A 14,931-nucleotide genomic window follows, 5' to 3' on the forward strand; every position below is an offset into this window, starting at 1 on the left:
GGCACAAGTTGGCCCTTAGGGTGACGAAGGGATGACGAGCTGATGGCCGATTATTACGACATGCTCGGCGTCGGTAGGGACGCCGATGCCGACACGCTGAAGCGGGCCTATCGGCGTCTGGCTCGCCAGTACCACCCGGATGTGAACAAGGATCCCGGTGCGGAGGATCGCTTCAAGGAGATCGGCCGGGCCTACGAAGTGCTCAGCGATCCCCAGACCCGTGCCCGTTACGACCAGTTCGGGGAAGCGGGGCTCGGTGGTGCTGCCGGCATGCCCGATATGGGCGATATGGGCGGCTTCGCCGACTTGTTCGAGACCTTCTTCAGTGGGTTCGGCGGCGCAGGTGGTGGCGGCCGACAGCGCCGTCGTGGGCCCCAGCAGGGCGACGATCTGCGTTACGACCTCACGATTGATTTCGAGCAGGCTGTTTTCGGGCAGGAGCGGGAGATCCGGATTCCCCACCTCGAAACCTGCACCACCTGCAATGGCAGCGGTGCCAAAAGCGGCAGTGGTCCCACCACCTGCACCACCTGTGGTGGCGTGGGCCAGGTCCGTCGCGCCACCCGCACCCCCTTCGGCAGTTTCACCCAGGTGGCGGAATGCCCCAGCTGCAATGGCAGCGGTCAGGTGATCGCCGATCCCTGCACCGCCTGTGGTGGTCAGGGGGTGCAGCAGGTGCGCAAGAAGCTGCGCATCAACATTCCTGCGGGTGTGGACACGGGCACGCGCCTGCGGGTTGCCGGTGAAGGTAATGCCGGCCTGCGGGGAGGTCCCGCTGGCGATCTCTATGTGTTTCTCACGGTCAAACCCCATCCCAGCCTGCGCCGGGATGGCCTCACCGTGCTCTCCGAGGTGAAGGTCAGCTACCTGCAGGCGATTCTCGGCGACACGATCGAGGTGGACACCGTGGATGGGCCCGCCAATCTCGAGATTCCGGCAGGGACCCAACCCAATGCCGTGCTCACCCTCGAGAACAAGGGAATTCCCAAACTGGGCAACCCGGTGGCCCGCGGCAATCAACGCATCAGCGTCACGGTGCAGCTGCCCACCCGGCTCAATGACGATGAACGCCGTCTGCTTGAGGATCTGGCCGGACACCATTCGGCCCGTGGTGAGCAACACCATCACCACAAGAGCGGCCTGTTCGCCCGGTTGTTCGGGCAACGCTGACCGTGGAGTCGTCTGGGGCCGATCCAAACCTCGATCTGCGCGGCACGCCCTGTCCCGTGAATTTCATCCGTTGTCGCCTGGCCCTGGAGACGCTTCCTTGCGGCGCTCAGCTGCAGGTGACGCTCGATCGGGGTGAGCCGGAGGCGATGGTGCTTCCTGGTTTGCAGCAGGACGGTCACGCCGTCTCGGTGCTTCACACCGATGCGGATTGGTTGCGGATTGTGGTGACCCGTGGACCGGCCTGAGCGCCAGCCCGGTGTGGTGGTGGCGCTTCAGGCCAATTACCTCGAGGTGGAGTTGGAGAGGATTGAGTCTGGGCTGCGTCTTCTCTGCACCCGTCGCACCCGACTCGCCCATCGGGGTGCGGCGGTGCATGTGGGAGATCACGTCTGGGTGGAGGCGATCGATCGACGCCAGGCCCGGGCGGTTGTGGCATCGGTGGAACCACGCAGCAGTTGGTTGGCACGACCGCCGGTGGCCAACGTCACCGCGGTGGTGGTGGTGCTGGCGGTGGAACAACCGGCTTTCGATCTCGACCAGGCCAGTCGGTTTTTGCTCACTGCCGAACAGACCGGATTGGCGGTGCAGGTGTTGCTGAGCAAATCAGATCTGATCCCGGAGGAGCAGTTGCGCTTGCTGGTGCAGCGTCTGCAGGGCTGGGGCTATGGCGTGCTGCCGGTGTCGAGCCAGACCGGCATGGGCTTGGATACGTTGCGTTCCCGGTTGGCGTGCCAACCGCTGTCGGTGCTCTGCGGGCCTTCGGGGGTGGGCAAGAGTTCCCTGCTCAATGCCCTGATTCCTCAGCTTGAACTCCGGGTCGGAGCGGTGTCTGGTCGCCTGCAACGGGGCCGTCACACCACCCGGCACGTGGAGTTACATCCCTTGGCTTCCGGAGCGCGGGTGGCTGACACGCCCGGGTTTAACCGCCCGGAGTTGCCAGCTGATGCGCACAACCTGGAGGTGCTGTTTCCGGAATTGCGCTCTCGGATCGCTCAGCACCCCTGCCGTTTCCGTGATTGCCTCCACCGGGATGAGCCCGGTTGTGGTGTGGATCGCGACTGGGATCGCTACCCCGTCTACCGGCGTGCAGTGGAGGACCTGCTGGCTGTCAGCCGCCCATCCCGGGGAGGTTGAGGTTGAGCCCACCGGTGAGCTCCTCCATGCGCTCTTTCATGGTGCCGGTGGAGCGTTCGTAGGCGGATTGCAGGGCGGCGAGCACAGCGGCTTCGGCAGCGGCCTGGCCTTCGGCGAGCAAGGCGGGGTCGAGACGCACCCGCAGGGGCTGTTGATTGCCCGAGAGCCAGATGCTGGCCTTGCCATCCTCAGAGCTCCCCTCGATTTCCATGGCATCCAGTTCTTCCTGGAGCTTCTGGGCGTCCTGCTGGATTTGCTGGGCCTTCCGGAAGGCTTCCGTGAGCTGACCGAAATTGGGGAGTCCGAACCCTGCCATGACGCGTTGGGAAGAACAGGAAGGTTACGCGGTCAGAGCGGCGTGGCTTCGGGGAAACCGAGTCGCTTCACCTCCGGGTGCAGATGGATGCCGTGATGCTTGGTCACGGTGGTCTGCACCAGTTCGATCAGGTCGCTGATCTGTTCGGCCGTGGCGTGGCCCAGGTTCACAATGAAATTGGCATGCATTGGTGACACCTGGGCATCACCGATGCGCTGGCCTTTGAGCCCGAGCGCTTCGATCAGTCGTCCGGCTTTCAACGGCTCCGGATTACGAAACACACTGCCGCAGCTTGGCCACTGATAGGACTGAGTTCCGGTGCGATGGCTGAGATTGCTGCTGGTGCGCTGGGTCAGTGCTGTTGGGTCGTGGCCGGGTTCCAGCTGGAAGTGACCCCGGATCACCAGATGGTGGCCGTTCTGTAGACGGCTGTGTCGATAGTCGAAGTCAAGCTCGTTGTGCTTAAGCCTGAGCCTGGCTCCGCAGGTCTCGCCATCGAGACTGAGCACATCCACAGCCACCAACCGCTCGGCGGTGCAGCCCCCCTGGGCTCCGGCGTTCATCACAGCCGCTCCTCCCACGGTGCCAGGAATGCCCACAGCCCATTCCAGGCCGTGCAGGCCGGCGCGGGCCGCTCGCCGCGCCAGCGTCGGAATCGGTTCACCGGCCCAGGCGCTCACCGTTCCGCTGTCGGCATCGAGGTCACTGCCCTGCAGTTTGCGTAGGCAGAGCGTCAGTCCGGGCAGGCCGCCATCGTGGATCAACAGGTTGGAGCCGGCACCGATCACGCGGCAGGGAAGGCCTTCGTCCTGAGCCCACTGGAGCAGGGCATCGAGTTGCTCGTCGTTCGAGGGCTCCGCCAGCCATTCAGCTGGGCCACCCACCCGCCAGGTGGTGTAGTCAGCGAGCGAGACCTGACGCTTGAGCAGGCCGGACTCCACCAGCTGCATCAGGCCGCCAATGGGGAATGCTGGGGCTGGGGCGAGGAAACGCTGTCGTCGGTCAGTCGTGTCCACAGGCTGTTCACATCACCGGCCCCCATGGCCAGCACCAGATCATCCGGGCGACTGTGCTCCTGCACCAGAGCGGTCAGCTCGTCCATGCTGTCGGCCACGAGCACGGCTTGTTCCGGCGCTAGATGCCGCATGGAACCTGCGAGAGCATGGCTGCTGACCTCGGCGATCGGCGCTTCACCGGCGCTGTAGACGGGTGCCAGCAACACCAGGTCGGCCACGGTGAGAGCGGCGGCGAATTGATGCAGGAATTCCTGGGTGCGGCTGTAGCGGTGAGGTTGAAACACCACGGTGAGCCGTTGGGGCTGGCGGGGCAGGGGGCTGCGGCCACTGCTCACCATCAATCGCGCCATGGTGAGGGTGGCACTCACTTCGCTGGGGTGGTGGGCGTAATCATCCACGATCTGACGCCCTTGCCAGTCACCGCGGAAATCGAAACGGCGACCCGGTGCCTGCAACTGCTCCAGTCCCCGTTGCAGTCGGCTGAACTCCACCCCAGCCAAACGGCAGGCGGCAAGGGCGCCGGTCACGTTGCTGAGGTTGTGCAGGCCCGGCAGCGGCAGGGTGATACGGCCCACCAGCCCACCCTTTTCGTAGAAGTCGGCGATGGTGCGATCGCCATCGAGCCGCACCGGGAGGGCCGCGAAGTCAACACCTTCGCGGCGTTCCACCGACCACCAGGCGGTCGCCTGGAAATGGTCCCGCAGGATCGGGTCGTCCTGATTGGCCAGCAGTCGCTCGCAGCCGGAGGCAAAGCGCTGCAGGGTGGCCACGAGGTCATCGAGGCTGTTGTAATGGTCGGTGTGGTCGAGCTCCAGGTTGGTGAGCACTCCCAGCTCGGCCTGGAATTTCACCAGGGACCCATCCGATTCATCCGCTTCCGCCACCAGGTAGCGGCCGTTGCCCGCATGACCATTGCTGCCGTAGCAGGGCACCACGCCACCGATCACAGCGGTGGGATCCTCTCCCGCAGCGGCCAGCAACGTGGTGATCACGGTGCTAGTGGTGGTTTTGCCGTGGCTGCCCGCCACGGCGATGGCCGGTTGTTCCGCGATCAGGGCGGCGAGGATGTCGGAGCGGTGCCAGATGCTGAGCCCCCGGGCCCGCGCTGCAATCAATTCGGGATTGGATTCTGGAATGGCGGTGCTGACCACCACCAGAGGTAGGGAAGCTGCACCCGCGACCAGCCGGTCGATGGTGCTGGCCAGCTGGGCATCCATCACGGTGATGCCACGCGCCATGAGCTGTTGCACGATGGCCGAGTGGCGCGGCTCCGAGCCGCTGACGCTGTAGCCCCGTTCCGCCAGGATCAGGGCGAGGGCCGACATGCCGATGCCGCCGATGCCGATGAAGTGAATGGGCTGCTGGCGGCTAAGCAAACGGGCCAATGGGCTGGATCGTGAGTCCGAAAGATAAGTCAGGCGTCGCGAGAAGGCTTGCTTTTGATTCGCCTCTCCGGCCTGGGATTGCGCCGTGTTACGGACTGTGGTGGCACCGGGCGCCAGGAGGGGAATGGAGCCGTGGCATCAGGGAATTCAGAAGATTTCTGTATGATCGGCGGCCAAACCACCCCATGCGGTAAGCCGCTGTTGCCATGACCCTGCGCGTTGCGATCAATGGATTCGGCCGAATTGGTCGCAACTTCATGCGTTGCTGGATCAGCCGTGGTGCCAACACCGACATCGAGGTGGTGGGTCTGAACGACACGTCGGATCCCAAAACCAATTCTCACCTGCTCACCTACGACACCATGCTGGGTCGGATTCAGGGAGCTGAGATCGGTTACACCGAGGACACCCTGATCGTGAATGGCAAAACGATTCAGTGCTATTCCGACCGCAACCCTCTGAATCTTCCCTGGAAGGAATGGGACATCGATCTGGTGATCGAATCCACCGGTGTTTTCAACACCGACGAGAAGGCCAGCATGCACCTCCAGGCCGGCGCCAAGAAGGTGATCCTCACCGCTCCTGGTAAGGGTGATGGCGTGGGCACGTTCGTGGTGGGTGTGAACGCCGACCAATATCGCCACGAGGATTTCAACATCCTCTCCAATGCCAGCTGCACCACTAACTGCATGGCGCCGATCGTGAAGGTGATCGACCAGGAATTCGGCATCGTCAAAGGGTCGATGACGACCGTGCACAGCTACACCGGTGACCAGCGCATTCTCGACGCCAGCCATCGCGACCTGCGTCGTGCTCGTGCTGCAGCAATGAACATCGTCCCCACCACCACCGGCGCCGCTAAGGCCGTGGCCTTGGTTTATCCCGAGGTGAAGGGCAAGCTCGATGGTCTCGCTTTGCGCGTTCCCACCCCCAATGTGTCCTTGGTGGACATGGTCTTCAACGTGAGCAAGAACACCACGAAGGAAGAAGTGAATGCGGCTCTCAAGGCGGCATCTGAGGGTTCCGCCAAGGGCATCATCAAATTCTGCGAACTGCCCCTGGTGTCCACTGACCATGCCGGCACCGATGAATCCACCATCGTTGATGCTGAACTCACCAAGGTGATGGGCGGTGACCAGGTGAAGATTCTTTCCTGGTACGACAATGAGTGGGGTTACAGCCAGCGTGTGGTTGATCTCGCCGAGATCGTGGCCAAGAACTGGAAGTGAGCTGAGTCTGCATCAGCAACTGTGGCCCCCTCTGCGTCGGGGGCTTTTTAGTTTCAAGACCAAAATCCAGCCTTGAATTAGGCCTGGAAATGTTGAAATTCTCCGCCTGCTGACACGACCCCACGGCCGTCACTCCAGAGGATGCCTGCATTGGTGTTGGTCGTGATCCGGCCGATCCGTTGTCGACCCGGTGCCTGGGCGATCCATGGCTTGGCCCACTCCGGCGGCAGGCTGAGCACGAGTTCGAAGTCTTCCCCTCCGGTGAGGCACCAGCTCTCCCGGTTCAGCTCCTGGGGCCAACCTGGAGCCAGGGGCAGCGTTGTGGGATCCAGTTCAGCGCTGCAGCCGCTGCTGCGGCATAGATCCTGCACGGCTCTCAGCAGTCCGTCACTGCTGTCGGTGCCAGCTGCGCGCCAGGGCAGATCCAATGGCTTGCAGGCCAGGAGGTCACGGAGGGCTGCGAAGCGTGGTTGAGGCCGTTGATGCTGCAGGATCGCCGCTGCATGGAGTTGGTCATCGATTGAGTGGTGGTGAAGGTCGACCTCCCCGCGCAACAGAGCGAGCCCCAGCCGGCTGAGCCCATGGGGCCCACTCACCACGAGCCAGTCGCCGGCCTGTGCCTGGTTGCGATGCAGTCGCAGCGGCCCGCAGTGACCCAGGGCGGTGATCGCGAGCATGCGCTGCTGCCCTCCGGTGCAGTCGCCCCCCAGTAAGGAGCCGCCATGGCGGCTCAGGGCTGCGCTGAGTCCTTCATAGACCCCTTCCACCCAGCGCCATGGCGTCTGCGCTGGTGCCACCAGGCCCACGGTGAGCCCCACGGGTTCGGTCACGCCGCTGGCAGCCAGATCGGAGAGGTTGGCGGCGGCGGCCCGCCAACCCACATCTTGTGGGCTGGTGGTGGTGTCGCTGAAGTGAACACCCTCCACCAGCAGATCGGTGTTGATCAGCAGGGTGTCGTTGTCGCCCTGCACGGCTGCCGTGTCGTCATCGAACTGGCCTGGAGGGGCAAAGCGCGCCAGGCGGCGGATCAGCTCCGCTTCTCCCAGATCGCGCAGGCATTCCGTTATGGCCGCGGTCTCAGGCAGGGCCATGCTTTCAGGCGTGGGCCTGCAGCCGATCGGCGCCGTCCGTCACGGTGATGGTCAGCACCCGGTCGTCCACGCCGAGCTCTTCGAGCACGTCGAAGCCATCCACCACGTAGCCGAAGGCGGCGTTGCGTCCATCCACCAGGTTGAGCCCGGCGGGGGTGAGCTCGGCCTCATACAGGAACATGAAGAACTGGGACGATCCGTCATCCAGCGCCTGATCGGAGTGGGCCCATCCCAGGGTGCCCAGGGTGGCGAAGGGAAGGGTCGGCGTCGCTTTGTACAGCCCCACATCCTCGAAGGTCTGGTTGTAAAGCGTTTCAGGCTCTCCGGGCACCCGGATTTCCAGTGGCACGTGGCGTTCCTGCTTGGTGCTCGGATCGATGTAGCCGATTTCCGGACCTTCCGGATCACCCGTCTGAAGGATGTAGAAATCCTCGGCCCGTGTGAAGGGAAGGCCGTCGTAGAAGCCTTTGAGGGCGAGATCGATGAAGGCGCCCGCCGTCAGAGGGGCGTTGTAGCCATCCACCACGGCCGTCATTGCTCCCTGGGTGGTGTTGATCGTCACGGTGGCCCGTCCCAGCAGGCGGGGCAGGGCGTCGAATTCGGAAGGGATCTCGGGGATCGCGTCCTGCATCAGCATCGCTTCCAGGTCACCGATGCGATTCAGGGTGCTGCGGCGGGTTTGCAGGAAGTCGGCTTTGTCCTGGGCCTCCACCTCCTCCTGGAGTTGATGGATGCCGTCTGAAACGGTGTCGAGCAGGTGCTCAGCGCTGGCCTGCTCCGGTTCGGGAATGGCCTCGAGGATGACCCTGCGCCGCGTGGCGAGCAGGGCCTGGCTGCGGCTGAGCGATCGTGACAGGGCACTCCAGCGCTTGGCGCGCAGGTCATCGCTGGTTCCCTCCAGACGATGTTGTAGCTCGCGCAGATCGGGCTGATCGAAGGGCAGGGCATCCCGCAAGATCGCCGCCGGGTCTTTGACGGCGTTGCCCTGCGGTAAGCCGGCATGGGCCGGTTCAGCCAGGACCAGCCCAACGGCGCTGATCAGGGCAACCAGCAGGGCGGAGAGACGCTGAAGTGCCATGGGGAACCCAGGTGCTGCCTGGACTTTGGCACAGCCGTATGATCCCCTGAACCGTTCAGCGGGAATGATCTCCAGCAACGACTTTCGCACCGGCACCACGATCGAGCTCGACGGTGCCGTCTGGCGCGTCGTCGAATTCCTGCATGTGAAGCCGGGCAAGGGTTCAGCCTTCGTGCGCACGAAGCTCAAGGCGGTGCAGAGCGGCAGCGTTGTGGAGAAAACCTTTCGGGCCGGGGAGATGCTCCCCCAGGCCATGCTTGAGAAGTCGACGCTTCAGCACACCTATATGGAGGGTGAGGACTACGTCTTTATGGACATGTCGTCCTATGAGGAGACTCGTCTCACCGCGCAGCAGATCGGCGACAGCCGCAAATATCTCAAGGAGGGGATGGAGGTGAATGTGGTCTCCTGGAACGGCAAACCCCTGGAGGTGGAGCTGCCCAACTCCGTGGTGCTGGAGATCACTCAGACCGATCCGGGTGTGAAAGGTGACACGGCCACCGGAGGCACCAAGCCCGCCATCCTTGAGACCGGTGCCCAGGTGATGGTGCCCCTGTTCCTGTCCATTGGCGAGAAGATCAAGGTGGACACGCGCAACGACACCTATCTCGGCCGCGAGAACGGATGACCATGCAGCTTGATCACGACCAGCTCCATCGCCTGCTTATGGCGCTTGGTGAGAGCGACATCCAGGAATTCCGTCTGGAAGGCGATGACTTCCGCCTCGAGGTGCGTCGCAACCTGCCCTCGGCCGTGGTGCCTGTTGCCGCTGCCGCACCGGTACAGCCCTCCGTGGTCGCCGCCGCTCCCGAGACCGCCGCAGCGGCTCCAGCCACGCCACCGCCGGCGGTGGCGGCCACCCGGTCTGACCTTCAGGATGTGACCGCCCCGATGGTCGGCACCTTCTATCGCGCACCTGCTCCCGGTGAGGATCCGTTCGTGGAAGTGGGCACGCGGATCGGCGTCGGTCAGACCGTGTGCATCCTCGAGGCGATGAAGCTGATGAATGAGCTCGAGTCGGAGGTCTCCGGTGAGGTGGTGGAGATCCTGGTGGATAACGGTACGCCGGTGGAATTCGGTCAGGTGCTGATGCGGGTCAAGCCCGGCTGAGACAGATCCCAGGCGGCACGCAGTGCCGCCACCATGCTGTCGCTCCGAGCGATCCCACGGCCGGCGATATCAAAACCGGTGCCGTGATCCGGTGAGGTGCGCAGAAAAGGCAGGCCGAGAGTGGTGTTCACCGCCTGATCAAAGGCCAGCAGTTTCACCGGGATCAAACCCTGGTCGTGATAGAGCGCCAGGATTCCGTCCGGGCTGTGGCGCTCCGGTCCCTGCATCCAGGCTCGAGCAGCTGGAAGCCAGCAAGTGTCTGGTGGCAGCGGCCCCTCTAGCTGAACCTCCGGGTGCTCTGACGCCCATTGGCGCAACAGGGGGATCAGCCAATCCCGCTCCTCCTTCCCAAGGTTGCCTTGTTCGCCGGCATGGGGGTTGAGGCCAGCCACCAGCAGGCGGGGTGCGGGATTGAAGCGACGGCAGAACTCCGCCAGGTGGTTGAGCTTCTCCAGCAGCCGGTCCGGCGTGAGTGCCTGGGGAACGGCTGCCAGTGGAATGTGCGTAGTGGCCAGCAGGGTGTTCAGGCGCCAGCCGCTCAGGGGCGAGAGCGCGGTGAACAGCATGGCGGCGCGATCGGTGCCGCACAGTTCCGCCAGCCGTTCCGTCTGGCCTGGATAGTCATGGCCAGCGGCGTGCCAGGCATGTTTGGCGATCGGTGCGGTCACGAGGGCGCGACCCTGACCGGCCAGCACCGCCCTGACGGCGTCAGTCAGCCATTGGAAACTGCACGCACCGGTGAGGGCCGACGCCTCCCCAGGTCGGATCGGGGCTGGCACGGGTCGATCGAGAACCTGCAGCCGCTCCGGGTCGGCCAGGGGGGTGATGCCGCGCGCGCACAGATCGCGGTGGACCGCTTCCAGGCTGCGGCGACAGCCCACCAATAACGGTGTCAGGTCGCGGGGAAGTTCCTCTGAAGCCAGAGCTTTCAGGGTCACCTCCATGCCGATGCCCGCAGGATCGCCAAGGGCAATCAGCAGGGTCTGACTAGCGTCGGTGCACTCAATCGACATGGCGATGCTGCGCTGGTTGCTTCTGGGGCTGTTGTTGTATGGGCTCGGGACGGCTCTGCGTCATGGTTGGCTGGAGGTGCAGTGGCATCGTCTGTTGCATGACGCCGGTCTCACCTTCGTCGATCCGGACAAACCGATCGAGCTCCACGAGCTGCCCCTGTTCAAGCCGACGCCCTCTCCGAAGCAGCCTTCGACGCTGAAGCAGCCGATGCCTTGAAGCCCTCCGCCTTCCAGCAGTCGAGTAGACCGCTGCGGAAGGTGGGATGGAGCAGGGTGTATCCAAGCTCCTCGCAGAGCAGAGCGTTGCTGACGCGCCGGTTTTCCGCCCAGAAGGAGCGGGCCATGGCACTCATGGTCTGGCTCGCGTCGCTGTAGGGACGCGGTTGGGGCAGGGTGATGCCGAGCAGCTCGGCCGCATAACCCTGGATCTGCGCTGAGGGAGCCGGTTCGTCGTCGCTGATGTTCACGATCGGCGGCCGCCTGCCTTGGGCCGCCTCCTGGATCAGGTGCCAGCAGGCTCCGGCGATGTCATCCACGTGCACACGAGAAAACACCTGGCCAGGTTTGTCGATCGGTTGGAGATCGCCGCGAAGAATGGCCTGAAACGGTGATCGCCCAGGACCGTAGATGCCTGGAAGTCGCAGGATCTGCACAGGCCCATCGAAGCGTTGCCAGGCCTCTTCGCAGGCCAGACGGCGTTGGCTGCGCTCCTGCATCGGAGTGGCTGGATCGGATTCGCGCACCCAGGCCCCCTGGCGGTCGCCGTAGACGCCGGTGGTGGAGAGGTAGCCCACCCACTGCAGGGGCAAGCGCTGCAGGGTGTCGCCCAGGCAGCGGATCACGGGATCCTGGCCATCCCGTTCGGGTGGGATTGTGCTGAGCACATGGGTCACCCCCTGGAGCTGGGCCGGGTCGGGCAGTTGGTTCAGCTGGCTGTCGAAGCGCAGGGTGCTGGGGTCGCTGCTGTCGGCGGGGAGTCGCACGCTGGTGAGTACGCGCGTTCCCAGCTGCCGGGCCAGGGCGGCGAGGTGGCCACCACTGAAGCCCGCACCCAGCACCAACAAAGTCGCATCAGCGGGCAGGGGCCGGCACCGGTTGACAAGATCCGAAAGCATCAGTACAAGTGTATTAGTTGTTGGTCATCCGTGGCGAATTCCTGCCTCAGCCTCGTTGCGCCTCCCGCCATCATCGCTCCGCCGCGGCGCCAGCCTTTTGCCTCGCTTCGCCTCGGTGTTGTGGCGGCCGCCTGTGTGACCGGGGCGTTTCTGCTGGCGCCGGAACAGCCCCAGCAGCAGGCGGCGATCTGCGAACGGCATCAGCCGGCGGCGGCCTGTCGGGTCTGGTGAGGTTTGGCTCTAATACCTTGCCAATCAGGCCGGTTGGAGTTGCCAGCCGCCCCTGTGGAGGTCATCGTCGGCATCGCGGTTGTCCAGATCGGCAACCTGTGCGGTGTCGAGATCCGGCTGGGCCCACTGCAACAGGCGGAGCGCCAGGCGTAGATCGCCATCCATCCAGGCCCGGATTGCCATCGCGCGTCGCGGGTCGTAAAAACGCTGCCGACGATACCAATCGAAGGCATCCGCATCGGATTTGTGTCCGTTGCAGGAGAGGCAGGCGGGAACACAATTTTCGGTGACGCTCAGGCCACCACGGCTGCGGGGCAGCACATGATCAATCGATTCAGAGGGTTTGCCGCAATAAATGCAACTTTTTCCGGTGTAAGTGTGGAGCGATTGACGCCATCGTCGGACACGTAACTTCGGGCAGAGATCTTCAAGGAAAACCGCATCCCTGCTGTGCATCCGAGTGCCTCGGTTGGGCGCAGTGTGCCGTCTCCAGCCCCGACGTCAATGTGTCGAAGACTGCATTTCCGCCCTTCTGTTGCTGTGAGCCAGCTGCGATTCATCGCCCACTCACAGTCGACTGGTGCCCTTCGCCAGGCGGGCTAAATTCATAGCTTCCGATGGATTGATCACGGCTTCAACGGCGCAGCGCTGTTATCTCGGTTTGTCTCCCACCGGCCTCGTGCGGGTGATGCATCCTTTTGACGCCGTGACCCACGCGCAGGTGCGACGCATTCGGCCGAGGGGTATCTGGCGCGGTGCCGCTCAGGGTTGGGACTTTCCCCTCGCCGCAGCTCAGAGCCTGCAGGAGCAGCTTGGCCCTCGCTTTCCTGTGCGCGACGACCTGGCGCGCTGGCTGCAGTGGCATCGCCATCCTCTGCCGCCACTGCCGCCGCACCGCCAGCTTGTGGCGCTGGCTGATCTGGAGGCGCCCTTGCCGGATGGCCGTCTGCCCTTGCCCCATCAGCGCTCTGGGGCGCGGTGGTTGCTGGCCCGGCGTGGCGCCGTGCTCGCAGATGAGATGGGCCTGGGCAAGACGCTCACCGCTCTGCTGGCAGCACGGGCCATGCTGCGCGCCCAGCCTCTCGCCCTGCAGGTGATCGCTCCGGTGGGTTTGCATGATCATTGGCGCCGGGAGGCCAGTGGTCTGGATCTGGATCCCACCCTGCTCAGCTGGGCCAATCTTCCGCAGGAGCTGCCGGAGGCGGGCACCCTGTTGCTGGTCGACGAAGCGCATTTCGGTCAGTCCATGGCTGCGCAGCGCACCCAGGCCCTGCTGCGCCTGGCTCGCCACCCCCGCTTGCGGGCGATCTGGCTGCTCACCGGAACGCCGATGAAAAACGGACGTCCCGACCAGCTCTTCCCTCTGCTGGCTGCGATCGACCATCCGATCGCTCGCGATCAGCGTCGTTTTGAAGAGCGCTATTGCCAGGGTCACTGGAGTGAGCGGAGTGGTCAACGCCGTTGGCAGTCGGGGGGAGCCAGCCATCTGGAGGAATTACGCCGTCTCACTCGCCCCCTGGTGTTGCATCGACGCAAACAGCAGCTGCTGGGTCTAGCTCCCAAGCGACGGCGACTGCACCCTCTCGTGCTGTCGGAACCGGAAGCTCGGGGCATGGACCATCGCGTCGATCAGGTGATCGACGACTACCGCCGGCGGGTGCGTGCCGGTCTTGTGCGCTCCGATGCCGAAGCCTTTGCCCTGCTCACGGCCCTGCGACAGATCGCTGCCGAATTCAAGCTGCCGGCAGCCGAGCAGCTCATTCGCAAATGTCGTGCCGAGTCCGACACCGTGGTGCTGTTCAGCACGTTCGTGGAGCCGCTGCATCTGCTGCAGCAACGGCTGGGTGGTGCTGTGCTCAGCGGTCGTCTTCGGCCCAGCGAGCGCCAGGCGGTGGTGGATCGCTTCCAGGCCGGTGGCACAGACCTGTTGCTCAGCACCTACGGCACCGGAGGCCTGGGATTCACCCTGCACCGAGCACGGCACATCATTTTGCTGGAGCGTCCCTGGACCCCTGGTGCTGTGGATCAGGCGGAAGACCGCTGCCACCGCATCGGCATGGAGGGAGAACTGATCAGCCATTGGCTGCAGCTCGGCGTAGCCGATCAATTGGTGGATGGCCTGGTGGCCAGCAAAGCGAAGCAGATTGAGGTGCTGCTGGGCCCGCGCCGTCTGTCGTTGCAGCGTCAGCCCTTGCCGGCGTTGCTGACGCGTTGTCTGCAGGACGCCTGACGCACCTTCAGTTCATGGCGCACCATCGGATCCACCGCTGAGCCCTTGCTGTTCATCAGCGTCATGGCCCGATCCACATCCCGGCAGGCCTGATCGATGCGGCCCAGCAGGATGTAGAGCAGGGAGCGATCGGTGAGCGGTGCCGGGTCGGTGCGATGGGCCTGCACCACCGCATTGCAGCGTTGCAAGGCCTGGTCCAGTTGGCTCAGGTCAAGCTCCTCCAGGCAGGCCTGGCTGTTGAGTTCCGATTGATCGGGTCGGGCGCTGGATTCGGAGCGCCCGGCGCTGCCCAGACCTGCAATCAGAAGGCCTGCCATCAATAGGCCGCCCAGCAGGCGCCTGGGATCAGTAGCTGTAGCGCTGTTCACCGTAGGAAGAGGAGGAGTTGGACCCGTAGCTGGAGGTTTTGGGCTGGTTTTCAGGCAGTTGACCAGAGCCGCTGGAGGCCCCGAACAGATCGCCGAGATAGCGGCCGCAATCGGGATAGTTGCCGGGTGAATTGACCACCGCTTCTGTGATCATCACCGATGCATGCTCCGGCGACGTTTTGAACAGACTGTTGCCTTGCCGTTTGATCACGGCATAGGAGGCTTCCCAGCTGACGCTGTGGCTGTTGCCGTTGCTGCGCATGAAGCAGTAGATCTGCGCGCCTTTGGCAGCGGTCGGGTCCGTGCTGGCCTGATTCGCTTGGGCACTGACACCCAGTCCCGTGCCGGTCAGTCCGGCCAGGGAGAGGGCAGCAGCGAGACAGTGACGGATCCTGACCATGGCTGGACGTTGAGGACGATCTGCGCCAACGTATCGATTCACCTG

19 protein-coding genes are annotated in these 14,931 nt (G+C 64.1%); 9 read left to right on the top strand and 10 right to left on the bottom strand.

From position 1 onward, the window contains the following. Positions 1-42: 42 nt before the first annotated feature. Genes dnaJ through rsgA form a run of 3 tightly spaced genes read left to right on the top strand, consistent with a single transcriptional unit; the run spans position 43 to position 2,304 of the window. Positions 43-1,170 carry a molecular chaperone DnaJ gene (gene dnaJ, locus SynWH8101_RS00110; RefSeq protein ID WP_130128062.1) on the top strand — a complete coding sequence of 376 codons (1,128 nt, stop codon included), beginning with the start codon at positions 43-45 and terminating at the stop codon, positions 1,168-1,170. A gap of 2 nt (positions 1,171-1,172) precedes the next feature. Beyond that, positions 1,173-1,415, top strand: a complete 243-nt coding sequence (locus SynWH8101_RS00115) for a sulfurtransferase TusA family protein (RefSeq protein ID WP_130128063.1) — start codon at positions 1,173-1,175, stop codon at positions 1,413-1,415. Next, positions 1,402-2,304: a ribosome small subunit-dependent GTPase A gene (gene rsgA / locus SynWH8101_RS00120; protein WP_130128064.1), complete on the top strand. Its 903-nt coding sequence runs from the start codon at positions 1,402-1,404 to the stop codon at positions 2,302-2,304. Before SynWH8101_RS00115 ends, rsgA begins: the two co-directional genes overlap by 14 nt. On the opposite strand, the gene SynWH8101_RS00125 is transcribed toward rsgA, so the two are convergent. From SynWH8101_RS00125 to murC, 3 genes are read right to left on the bottom strand one after another with little or no spacing between them, the layout of a single operon-like run. Further along, entirely contained in the window at positions 2,279-2,620 is a 342-nt protein-coding gene (locus tag SynWH8101_RS00125) for a YbaB/EbfC family nucleoid-associated protein (RefSeq protein WP_130128065.1), read from the bottom strand. The genes rsgA and SynWH8101_RS00125 overlap by 26 nt on opposite strands. Positions 2,621-2,652: 32 nt before the next feature. Next, the gene (gene murB, locus SynWH8101_RS00130) at positions 2,653-3,570 is read right to left on the bottom strand and encodes a UDP-N-acetylmuramate dehydrogenase (RefSeq protein WP_130130264.1); all 918 of its coding nucleotides are present in this window, start codon (positions 3,568-3,570) and stop codon (positions 2,653-2,655) included. Then, positions 3,570-5,021: a UDP-N-acetylmuramate--L-alanine ligase gene (gene murC, locus SynWH8101_RS00135; protein ID WP_130128066.1), complete on the bottom strand. Its 1,452-nt coding sequence runs from the start codon at positions 5,019-5,021 to the stop codon at positions 3,570-3,572. The genes murB and murC overlap by 1 nt, the downstream gene beginning before the upstream one ends. 206 nt (positions 5,022-5,227) lie before the next feature. Here murC and gap point away from each other — a divergent pair, with 206 nt between their 5' ends. Then, on the top strand, positions 5,228-6,250 hold the full coding sequence (gap, locus tag SynWH8101_RS00140) for a type I glyceraldehyde-3-phosphate dehydrogenase (protein ID WP_130128067.1): 1,023 nt from the start codon (positions 5,228-5,230) through the stop codon (positions 6,248-6,250). Between the two features lie 77 nt (positions 6,251-6,327). On the opposite strand, the gene thiL is transcribed toward gap, so the two are convergent. Together thiL and SynWH8101_RS00150 are read right to left on the bottom strand one after the other, a co-directional pair. Next, positions 6,328-7,341 carry a thiamine-phosphate kinase gene (thiL, locus tag SynWH8101_RS00145; RefSeq protein WP_130128068.1) on the bottom strand — a complete coding sequence of 338 codons (1,014 nt, stop codon included), beginning with the start codon at positions 7,339-7,341 and terminating at the stop codon, positions 6,328-6,330. Between the two features lie 4 nt (positions 7,342-7,345). Next, positions 7,346-8,419 carry a peptidylprolyl isomerase gene (locus SynWH8101_RS00150; RefSeq protein WP_130128069.1) on the bottom strand — a complete coding sequence of 358 codons (1,074 nt, stop codon included), beginning with the start codon at positions 8,417-8,419 and terminating at the stop codon, positions 7,346-7,348. 64 nt (positions 8,420-8,483) lie between these two features. Here SynWH8101_RS00150 and efp point away from each other — a divergent pair, with 64 nt between their 5' ends. After that, a complete protein-coding gene (gene efp, locus SynWH8101_RS00155) occupies positions 8,484-9,047 on the top strand; it encodes an elongation factor P (RefSeq protein WP_007101105.1) in 564 nt (187 codons plus the stop codon). Next, a complete protein-coding gene (gene accB, locus SynWH8101_RS00160; protein WP_165380887.1) occupies positions 9,044-9,529 on the top strand; it encodes an acetyl-CoA carboxylase biotin carboxyl carrier protein in 486 nt (161 codons plus the stop codon). Before efp ends, accB begins: the two co-directional genes overlap by 4 nt. Here the strand turns inward: accB and pdxA are convergent. Beyond that, a complete protein-coding gene (pdxA, locus tag SynWH8101_RS00165) occupies positions 9,499-10,542 on the bottom strand; it encodes a 4-hydroxythreonine-4-phosphate dehydrogenase PdxA (RefSeq protein ID WP_130128070.1) in 1,044 nt (347 codons plus the stop codon). The two genes, accB and pdxA, sit on opposite strands and share 31 nt — an antisense overlap. On the opposite strand from pdxA, the gene SynWH8101_RS00170 reads away from it, so the two are divergent. Further along, positions 10,526-10,759: a 4-hydroxythreonine-4-phosphate dehydrogenase gene (locus SynWH8101_RS00170; protein WP_254427990.1), complete on the top strand. Its 234-nt coding sequence runs from the start codon at positions 10,526-10,528 to the stop codon at positions 10,757-10,759. The two genes, pdxA and SynWH8101_RS00170, sit on opposite strands and share 17 nt — an antisense overlap. On the opposite strand, the gene SynWH8101_RS00175 is transcribed toward SynWH8101_RS00170, so the two are convergent. Continuing rightward, a complete protein-coding gene (locus tag SynWH8101_RS00175) occupies positions 10,704-11,657 on the bottom strand; it encodes an SDR family oxidoreductase (RefSeq protein ID WP_130128071.1) in 954 nt (317 codons plus the stop codon). The two genes, SynWH8101_RS00170 and SynWH8101_RS00175, sit on opposite strands and share 56 nt — an antisense overlap. 30 nt (positions 11,658-11,687) lie before the next feature. On the opposite strand from SynWH8101_RS00175, the gene SynWH8101_RS00180 reads away from it, so the two are divergent. Beyond that, positions 11,688-11,888: a serine protease inhibitor gene (locus tag SynWH8101_RS00180; protein WP_130128072.1), complete on the top strand. Its 201-nt coding sequence runs from the start codon at positions 11,688-11,690 to the stop codon at positions 11,886-11,888. Between the two features lie 24 nt (positions 11,889-11,912). Here the strand turns inward: SynWH8101_RS00180 and SynWH8101_RS00185 are convergent, their stop codons facing one another. Further along, entirely contained in the window at positions 11,913-12,344 is a 432-nt protein-coding gene (locus tag SynWH8101_RS00185) for an HNH endonuclease (protein WP_130128073.1), read from the bottom strand. Between the two features lie 232 nt (positions 12,345-12,576). Here SynWH8101_RS00185 and SynWH8101_RS00190 point away from each other — a divergent pair, with 232 nt between their 5' ends. After that, positions 12,577-14,118 carry a DEAD/DEAH box helicase gene (locus SynWH8101_RS00190; RefSeq protein ID WP_174719533.1) on the top strand — a complete coding sequence of 514 codons (1,542 nt, stop codon included), beginning with the start codon at positions 12,577-12,579 and terminating at the stop codon, positions 14,116-14,118. Here SynWH8101_RS00190 and SynWH8101_RS00195 read toward each other — a convergent pair. Both SynWH8101_RS00195 and SynWH8101_RS00200 read right to left on the bottom strand, forming a co-directional pair. Next, positions 14,073-14,435: a hypothetical protein gene (locus tag SynWH8101_RS00195; RefSeq protein ID WP_130128074.1), complete on the bottom strand. Its 363-nt coding sequence runs from the start codon at positions 14,433-14,435 to the stop codon at positions 14,073-14,075. The two genes, SynWH8101_RS00190 and SynWH8101_RS00195, sit on opposite strands and share 46 nt — an antisense overlap. Before the next feature lie 28 nt (positions 14,436-14,463). After that, positions 14,464-14,886: a DUF6554 family protein gene (locus SynWH8101_RS00200; RefSeq protein WP_130128075.1), complete on the bottom strand. Its 423-nt coding sequence runs from the start codon at positions 14,884-14,886 to the stop codon at positions 14,464-14,466. Positions 14,887-14,931: the final 45 nt, after the last annotated feature.

The sequence above is a fragment of the Synechococcus sp. WH 8101 genome (assembly GCF_004209775.1).
In the GTDB taxonomy this organism is placed as follows: domain Bacteria; phylum Cyanobacteriota; class Cyanobacteriia; order PCC-6307; family Cyanobiaceae; genus Synechococcus_C.

Coding starts and splice junctions, on each gene's coding strand:
- SynWH8101_RS00175 (WP_130128071.1), bottom strand. CDS start 11,657: ATGCTTTCGGATCTTGTCAACCGGTGCCGGCCCCTGCCCGCTGATGCG.
- pdxA (WP_130128070.1), bottom strand. CDS start 10,542: ATGTCGATTGAGTGCACCGACGCTAGTCAGACCCTGCTGATTGCCCTT.
- SynWH8101_RS00190 (WP_174719533.1), top strand. CDS start 12,577: ATGCATCCTTTTGACGCCGTGACCCACGCGCAGGTGCGACGCATTCGG.
- SynWH8101_RS00150 (WP_130128069.1), bottom strand. CDS start 8,419: ATGGCACTTCAGCGTCTCTCCGCCCTGCTGGTTGCCCTGATCAGCGCC.
- SynWH8101_RS00195 (WP_130128074.1), bottom strand. CDS start 14,435: ATGGCAGGCCTTCTGATTGCAGGTCTGGGCAGCGCCGGGCGCTCCGAA.
- dnaJ (WP_130128062.1), top strand. CDS start 43: ATGGCCGATTATTACGACATGCTCGGCGTCGGTAGGGACGCCGATGCC.
- thiL (WP_130128068.1), bottom strand. CDS start 7,341: ATGGCCCTGCCTGAGACCGCGGCCATAACGGAATGCCTGCGCGATCTG.
- SynWH8101_RS00185 (WP_130128073.1), bottom strand. CDS start 12,344: ATGCACAGCAGGGATGCGGTTTTCCTTGAAGATCTCTGCCCGAAGTTA.
- SynWH8101_RS00125 (WP_130128065.1), bottom strand. CDS start 2,620: ATGGCAGGGTTCGGACTCCCCAATTTCGGTCAGCTCACGGAAGCCTTC.
- murB (WP_130130264.1), bottom strand. CDS start 3,570: ATGCAGCTGGTGGAGTCCGGCCTGCTCAAGCGTCAGGTCTCGCTCGCT.
- accB (WP_165380887.1), top strand. CDS start 9,044: ATGACCATGCAGCTTGATCACGACCAGCTCCATCGCCTGCTTATGGCG.
- SynWH8101_RS00200 (WP_130128075.1), bottom strand. CDS start 14,886: ATGGTCAGGATCCGTCACTGTCTCGCTGCTGCCCTCTCCCTGGCCGGA.
- efp (WP_007101105.1), top strand. CDS start 8,484: ATGATCTCCAGCAACGACTTTCGCACCGGCACCACGATCGAGCTCGAC.
- gap (WP_130128067.1), top strand. CDS start 5,228: ATGACCCTGCGCGTTGCGATCAATGGATTCGGCCGAATTGGTCGCAAC.